Here is a 7,160-nt window from a genome sequence, read left to right on the forward strand (position 1 = left end):
CACAACCGGGCCGCCGATCATGCCGCCCGGATCATCTCGCTGGTGGGGGCGGCCTCGCCGATCTTCTGGACGGGCCTCATCGCGCTGTACGTGTTCTACTACCTCCTCGAGTGGGCGCCGGGCCCGGGCCGGCTCGACACCTACCTCGCGTACCCCCCCACCGTGACGGGGTTCCTCCTGGTCGACAGCCTGCTGGGCGGCCGGCTCGACGTCTTCGCCTCGGCCCTCCGGCACCTCGTCCTCCCCGCCCTCGTCCTCGGCTCGTTCGTGATGGGCATCGTGGCCCGCACCACGCGGTCCGCGCTCCTGGAGGTCTTGTCCGCCGACTACGTGCGCACGGCCCGCGCCAAGGGCCTCGGCGAAGGGCCGGTGGTGGGCTTCCACGCGCTGCGCAACGCGATGATCCCGATGCTCACCGTGACCGGACTCAACTTTGCGAGCCTCCTGTCCGGCGCCGTCCTCACCGAGACGGTCTTCGCCTGGCCGGGGATCGGCCGATACGCCGTGACGGCATCCACGCGGCTCGACTACCCGGCGATCCTCGGGGTCACGATGCTGACCGCTGTCATCTACATCACGGTCAACTTCGTGGTGGACGTGCTCTACGGCGTGCTCGATCCTCGGATCCGCGTCGAGTGACGGCCAACGCCGTCCAGCCCGTGGCGGGGCCTCGGACCCTCGGCTTGACCCTGGCCGGCATGATGCGGCATCCCCGGGGGAACACGGGCCTGGTGGCCGGCACGCTCATCGTCGGCCTCTGGGTCGTGGTGGCGGCGACCGCGCCGATCCTCGCCCCCCACAGCCCGCTCGACCTCGACGTGATGAACCGGCTCGAGCCTCCGAGCGCCGGTCACCCCTTGGGCACCGACGACGCCGGGCGTGACAACCTCTCGCGGATCCTGTACGGCGCGCGGATCACGGTCCCGATCGCCTTCGCCGTCATCGCCGTCGCCACCATCGTGGGCTCGGCGGTAGGGGCGATCGCGGGCTACGCCGCCGGGCGCGTCGACGAGATGCTGATGCGGGTCGTGGACGTGGTGCTGGCCTTCCCGCCGATCCTGCTGGCCATGGCGATCACCGCCGCCCTCGGTCCCGGGCTCCGCCACGCCATGCTGGCGATCGTGCTGGTGTCGTGGCCGGAGTTCAGCCGGCTGATGCGGGGGCAGGTCCTCTCCGTGAAGAACCACGACTACGTGCTGGCCGCCCGGGCGCTGGGCGTCCCCGCCTATCGCGTCCTCCTGGTCCACGTGCTGCCCAACGCCTTCCCGCCGGTGGTCGTGAAGGCGACGCTCGACGTCGGCAACGCCATCATCCTGACAGCGGCCCTCTCCTTCATCGGGCTCGGCGCCATCCCACCCGAGCCCGAGTGGGGCGCCATGATCGCGGCCGGTCAGGCCAAGTTCGAGTACTGGTGGGTCGCGACGTTCCCGGGCCTCGCCATCCTGTCGATCGTGCTGGGATTCAACTTCCTCGGCGACGGCCTGCAGGACTGGATGAACCCCCGCCTCCGGAAGGACTGACGCGCCGGCTCGGCGGCGGCGGGATCGGTGCCTCCCCGGCGGCCGGCAACGGCAAGATTGCAAAGACCAACCCGCGTGTTAAAGTACCTTTTCGACCGGGTATGCGAATTTCGGCAAAAGGGGAGTATGCCATCCGGGCGATGCTGGACCTGGCCATGCGTCACGGCCAGGGGCTCATCCCGATCCAGGAGGTCGCCCGCCGCCAGGGTATCCCCCAGCGCTACCTCGAGCAGGTGCTCCTGCTCCTCAAGCGCGCCGGGTTCCTCGCCTCCAAGCGTGGATCGACCGGGGGCTACCATCTCCGGCAGCCGCCGGAGGAGATCTCGGTCGGCGCCGTCCTCCGGGCGGTCGAGGGGAGCCTGACGCCGTTCGAGGTGGGCGGGCGCGAGCCGCGGGGCCGCCGCGGCGGGGACGGCGACCTCGCCGAGCTCTGGCGGGAGGTGGGTGACGCGGTGGCCGCGGTCATCGATCGGACGACGTTCGCGGATCTCGTCGAGCGGGCGGCGGCCCGGCGGTCGCCGTCCCGCAGCATGTACCACATCTGAGTGGAGACACCCCGGATGGACGCCGCCCGAGATTCGGCCCCGCGGGGCCGTCCCCCGATCGCCGCGAGCGTGCTCGACCTCGTCGGCGGCACGCCGCTCGTTCGACTCCGACGGATACCGAGAGCGGGGAGCGCGACCGTCCTGGCCAAGGTGGAGTCGGCGAATCCCGGCGGGAGCGTCAAAGACCGGATCGCGCTCGCCATGGTCGAGGACGCCGAGCGCCGCGGGGTTCTCAAGCCCGGGGCGACCCTCGTCGAGCCCACCAGCGGGAACACCGGCATCGGTCTGGCCATGGTGGCCGCCGTGAAAGGCTACCGGCTGATCCTCACGATGCCCGAGGACATGAGCGTCGAGCGCCAGCGGCTGCTGGCCCGCTTCGGAGCCGAGATCCACCTCACCCCCGCGATGGAGGGGATGACCGGCGCCGTCCACGCGGCGCAGGAGTTGTGCCGGGCGCACCCCGAATACGTCATGCCGCAGCAGTTCCAGAACCCCGCCAACCCGGAGATCCATCGCCGGACGACGGCGCTGGAGATCCTCGAGGCGACCGACGGGCGGCTCGACGCCTTCGTGGCCGGGGTCGGGACGGGCGGCACCATCACAGGGGTCGGTGAGGTGCTGCGGGCGAAGCTCCCGGAGGTCAGGATCGTGGCGGTCGAGCCGGCGCGGTCCCAGGTCCTGGCCGGGGGGAAGTTCGGCGTGCACGGGATCCAGGGGATCGGCGCGTCGTTCGTGCCGGGCGTCCTGAACCGCGCCGTCATCGACGAGCTCGTGCACGTGCGGGACGAGGACGCCATGGCGACGGCGCTCCGGCTCTGCCGGGAGGAAGGCCTGCTGGTCGGCGTCTCGGCGGGCGCGAATGTGTGGGCGGCGGCGAAGGTCGCCGAGCGGCTCGGGCCCGAGCGGACCGTCGTCACGCTGCTGCCCGACACCGGGGAGCGGTACCTGAGCGTCAACCTGGAGGCGAGCGCCGACGCCCGGGAACCGGGCGGGAGGTAGGCAGGCGGATGGCGGTCACGGTCTACATTCCGACCCCGTTCCGGCGAGCCACGGCGAACCAGGAGCGGGTCGAGATCGAGGCGCCCGACGTCAAGTCGCTGCTCGACGCGCTCGAGGGTCGGTTCGAGGGGCTGCGGGGGCTCGTGCGCGACGAGGCCGGTGAGGTGCACCACCACGTCAACGTGTACGTGAACGGCGAGGAGATCGGCGCCCTCCAGAGTCAGGCCACCGCGCTGCGCTCCGGCGACGAGGTCTCGATCATCCCGGCGCTGGCAGGCGGGGCCGGAGTCGCGGGGCGGAGGTGAGCCGGGCGTGACCCTGACGGGAGCCGAGCTGGCCGCGATCCGGAAGCACGCCGAGGCGGAGTACCCGGCCGAGTGCTGCGGGGTCGTCCTCGTGCGCGAGGACCGGGAAGCCGAGCGTCGACTCTTGCCGTGCCGCAACATCCAGGATGCCCTCCACGCCCAGGACCCCGAGCGGTTCCCGCGCACCGCCCGGACCGCCTACTACATGGCGCACGAGGATCTCCTGGAGCTCAGCCGCGCCGAGATGCGCGGCTCCCGTGTCGAGGTGATCTACCACTCCCACGTCGACGCCGGCGCCTATTTTTCCGAGACCGATCGCCGCAACGCCCTGGTGGACGGACAGCCGGCGTATCCCCAGGCCACCTACGTCGTCGTCGCGGTCCACGGCGGTGAGGCCGCCGAGGCGCGGGCCTTCCGCTGGGAGGCGGGGTCCCAGCGGTTCGAGGAGATCCCGCTCGAGATCGACTGACGCCTCGACGTCGCCCGAGCGGCGACGTTCGAGCGTGCCGCCCGCGACGAATCCCGCCACAAACCCGTTGACGGGCGTCGACCACGCTGTTATGATCCGGCCGGTCGTGACACATCGCCCACCCGGCCCCGCCTGACCAGGTCGGGGGCACCCACGCGTCGAGGGAGCTTCGGGGATAGAGCGGATGCGGGTCTGCGCGAAGTGGGCGCTCGCGGGGCTGGCCGCCCTCCTCAACCACGACGGCAGAGCTTTCCCAGGGTAGCCCAATGAGTGACGGCATCGATCGGCGCGGGTTCTTCCGGCTCGTGGGCGTGAGCTCGGCCGCCGCCGCGGCGGCCGCCGGATGCGGGAAGACCACCGAGGCGATCCTCCCCTACGTCATCCCGCCCGACAACCTGATTCCCGGCGTCGCGACCTGGTTCGCCACCGTCTGTCGCGAGTGCCCCGCCGGCTGCGGGGTCCTCGCCAAGAACCGCGAGGGGCGCGTCGTCAAGCTGGAAGGAAACCCCGACCACCCGGTGAACCACGGCGCCCTCTGCGCCCGCGGCCAGGCGTCCCTCCTGGGGACCTACGACCCCGACCGGATCGCGCGACCCCAGGCCCGAGAGGGAAACGCCTGGAAGGTGGTCCCGGCGGCCGACGCCGAGAAGCTTCTGGTCGAGAAGCTGGCCGCGGCGCGGTCGGCCGGCGCCGGCCGCATCGCCATGATCACGCAGCTCGAGACGGGGAGCCTCGGGCGGCTCATGGATGACTGGCTCAAAGCGCTGGGCGCGCGGCCCCGCGTCGCCCACGAGCCGTTCGCCTCCGAAGCCCTCCGGGCGGCGAACCGGGCGACGTTCGGCGTCGACGCCCTGCCGTACCACGCCTTCGAGGACGCCAGGGCCGTCCTCTCGCTCGGCGCCGATTACCTGGAGACCTGGATCTCGCCCGTCGGATATGCGGGCGCCTTCCACCGCATGCACGGGCTCCGGGACGGCGGGAGCGGCACTGTCATCCACGTGGAGCCCCGCTACTCGATGACCGCCGCCAACGCCGACGAGTGGGTCGCGAATGCCCCCGGGACGGAAGGGCTCGTCGCCCTCGCCCTGCTGCGCATCGTCCTCGAGGAGCGCCTCGCCCCATCGCTCCCGGCGAAGGAGGCGGAGGCGCTGGCCGCCGTCGCCCGGGCGGTCGCGCTCGAGGCCGTCGCCAGGCAGAGCGGGATCCCGCCCGCGCGGCTCACGCACATCGCCGAGACCCTGGCCAGGAGCGCTCCGAGCCTCGTCGTGGGCGGCGGAATCGCCGTCACGGGGCCGGGCGCCGTGGACACGGCGGTGGCCATCAACCTCCTCAACTACGCCCTGGGCAACGTGGGCAAGACGCTCCGCTTCGGGCCGAACTCGACGCTGGGTCAGGCCAGCCGCTACGCGGACCTGATGGCGCTCACGCAGGCGATGGCCAACGGGGAGATCGCCGTCCTGCTGGTGAAGGATGCGAACCCCGTCTTCACGCTGCCGACCAAGGCCGGCTTCGCCGACGCCCTCGCCAAGGTGCCGTTCGTGGTCAGCCTGTCGAGCCACCTGGACGAGACCACCGCCCGCGCACACCTCGTCCTGCCGGACCTCACGCCGCTCGAGTCCTGGGGCGACTACTCGCCCCGGGAGGGCGTGTGGGGGCTCATGCAGCCGGCGATGGGGGTCGTGCCCGAGGTCAGACCGGCGCGGGAGGACGCCCTCGATCTGGTGGCGGCGCTGGCCCCGGTCCGCACGCTGGTCGGCCGAGTCCCGCAGGAGAAGTTCCCCGGAGTCCAGACCAAGGCCGCCGGAGATCTCCTCCTCGACACCGGGCGGGCGCTCGTTCCCGGCGGGGAGAAGGGGCTGTTCCGGGCCAAGACCTTCGCCGACTACCTGCGGGAGGCCTGGCAGGCGCTGGCCAAGCGCATCGCCCCCGGGACGACGCCCTTCGAGACGGTCTGGGAGGACGCCCTCCGGCGAGGCGGGCTGTGGACTGAGGTGCCGCCGGCCAGGGTCCAGCTCTCGGCCGGCCTCCGGCCGCCCGGCGCGGCCGCCGCGCTCGAGGGTCCGGCCGAGGGGCTGGCCCTCCTCGTCGTTCCGTCCTCGCGCTACTACGACGGGCGGAGCGCCAACAAGGTGTGGCTTCACGAGGCGCCGGATCCGATCACCCAGGCCGTGTACGACAACTGGATCGAGATCGCCGCCGAGACCGCGAATCGGTTGGGGATCCGGGCCGGCGACATCGTGCGTGTGCGCTCGCCTCACGGGCAGATCGAGCTGCCGGCGTACGTCTCCGAGACGCTCCATCCGGGCGCGGTCGCAGTCCCCACCGGCCTCGGTCACACCGAGTACGGTCGGTTCGCGCGCGCGGTGGGCGCGAACCCGCTCGTGCTGCTCCCGGCCGAGGCGGACGCGGCGTCCGGCGGGCCGCGCTGGCTGGCCGTCCGGGTCGCGCTGGAGAGGACCGGGACAGCCGTGCGCCTGGCGACGCCCGCCGGGGTCACCGAGGTCGACCACCAGCGGGAGATCATCGAGACGGTCCGCCTCGCGGAGGCGGCCGCCCTGGCGAAGGACGGGAAGGCGCCCCCGCACGCGAATCTGCCCTCGATGTATCCCGACCTCAAGTACCCCGAGCATCGGTGGGGAATGACGGTCGACCTGGACTCCTGCATCGGCTGCCAGGCCTGCGTCGTCGCCTGCCAGGCCGAGAACAACGTGCCGGTCGCGGGCTTCGCGGATGTCCCGATGCCGCCGGCCGGCCCCAACCGGGTGGCGGCGGTAGGCAAATGGCAGGTCGGCTACGGGCGGAGCCTCCACTGGCTGCGGGTCGAGCGGTGGTGGGATCGGGGCCATCCCGCCGGCGCCGGTGGCGGCCACGCCGGCGCGCCGGGCGCCGGCCTGGCCCACGCCGCGGAGGCGAGGCCGGCGGCGCCGCCCCGGGCGCGGTTCATGCCGATGCTCTGCCAGCATTGCGAGGTGGCCCCCTGCGAGCCCGTGTGCCCCGTCTTCGCCGCCTACCACACCCCCGAAGGCTTGAACGCCCAGGTCTACAACCGCTGCGTCGGCACCCGGTACTGCGGCAACAACTGCCCCTACATGGTCCGGCGTTTCAACTGGTACCGCTACGACTGGCCGGCCCCGATGACGCTCCAGCTCAACCCGGATGTCGCCGTCCGCGACCGGGGGGTGATGGAGAAGTGCACGATGTGCATCCAGCGGATCATCGCGGGCAAGGACCAGGCGAAGGACCAGGGGCGCCGGCCGCGGGACGGCGAGATCCTGACCGCCTGCCAGCAGACCTGCCCGACCCGGGCCATCACCTTCGGGGA

7 protein-coding genes are annotated in these 7,160 nt (G+C 72.3%); all 7 read left to right on the forward strand.

The features are described from left to right. A partial coding sequence (locus tag VGW35_18050) for an ABC transporter permease (GenBank protein HEV8309568.1) occupies positions 1-639 on the forward strand: 639 nt, incomplete at its 5' end. Further along, positions 636-1,520, forward strand: coding sequence for an ABC transporter permease (locus VGW35_18055; protein HEV8309569.1), 885 nt, complete (start codon positions 636-638; stop codon positions 1,518-1,520). The genes VGW35_18050 and VGW35_18055, both read left to right, overlap by 4 nt. A gap of 101 nt (positions 1,521-1,621) precedes the next feature. Then, complete coding sequence (locus VGW35_18060; GenBank protein ID HEV8309570.1) at positions 1,622-2,065, forward strand: Rrf2 family transcriptional regulator; 444 nt, start codon at positions 1,622-1,624, stop codon at positions 2,063-2,065. 15 nt (positions 2,066-2,080) lie between these two features. Continuing rightward, positions 2,081-3,064, forward strand: coding sequence for a cysteine synthase A (cysK, locus tag VGW35_18065; protein ID HEV8309571.1), 984 nt, complete (start codon positions 2,081-2,083; stop codon positions 3,062-3,064). A gap of 8 nt (positions 3,065-3,072) precedes the next feature. Beyond that, positions 3,073-3,369 carry a MoaD/ThiS family protein gene (locus tag VGW35_18070; protein HEV8309572.1) on the forward strand — a complete coding sequence of 99 codons (297 nt, stop codon included), beginning with the start codon at positions 3,073-3,075 and terminating at the stop codon, positions 3,367-3,369. A gap of 7 nt (positions 3,370-3,376) precedes the next feature. Next, entirely contained in the window at positions 3,377-3,838 is a 462-nt protein-coding gene (locus VGW35_18075) for a M67 family metallopeptidase (protein HEV8309573.1), read from the forward strand. A 266-nt stretch (positions 3,839-4,104) separates the two neighbouring features. Continuing rightward, positions 4,105-7,160 (forward strand): molybdopterin dinucleotide binding domain-containing protein (locus tag VGW35_18080; protein HEV8309574.1); only part of this gene is annotated, 3,056 nt, incomplete at its 3' end.

It is taken from the genome of Candidatus Methylomirabilota bacterium (genome assembly GCA_036005065.1).
Taxonomy (GTDB): Bacteria; Methylomirabilota; Methylomirabilia; order Rokubacteriales; family DASRDR01; genus DASYQW01.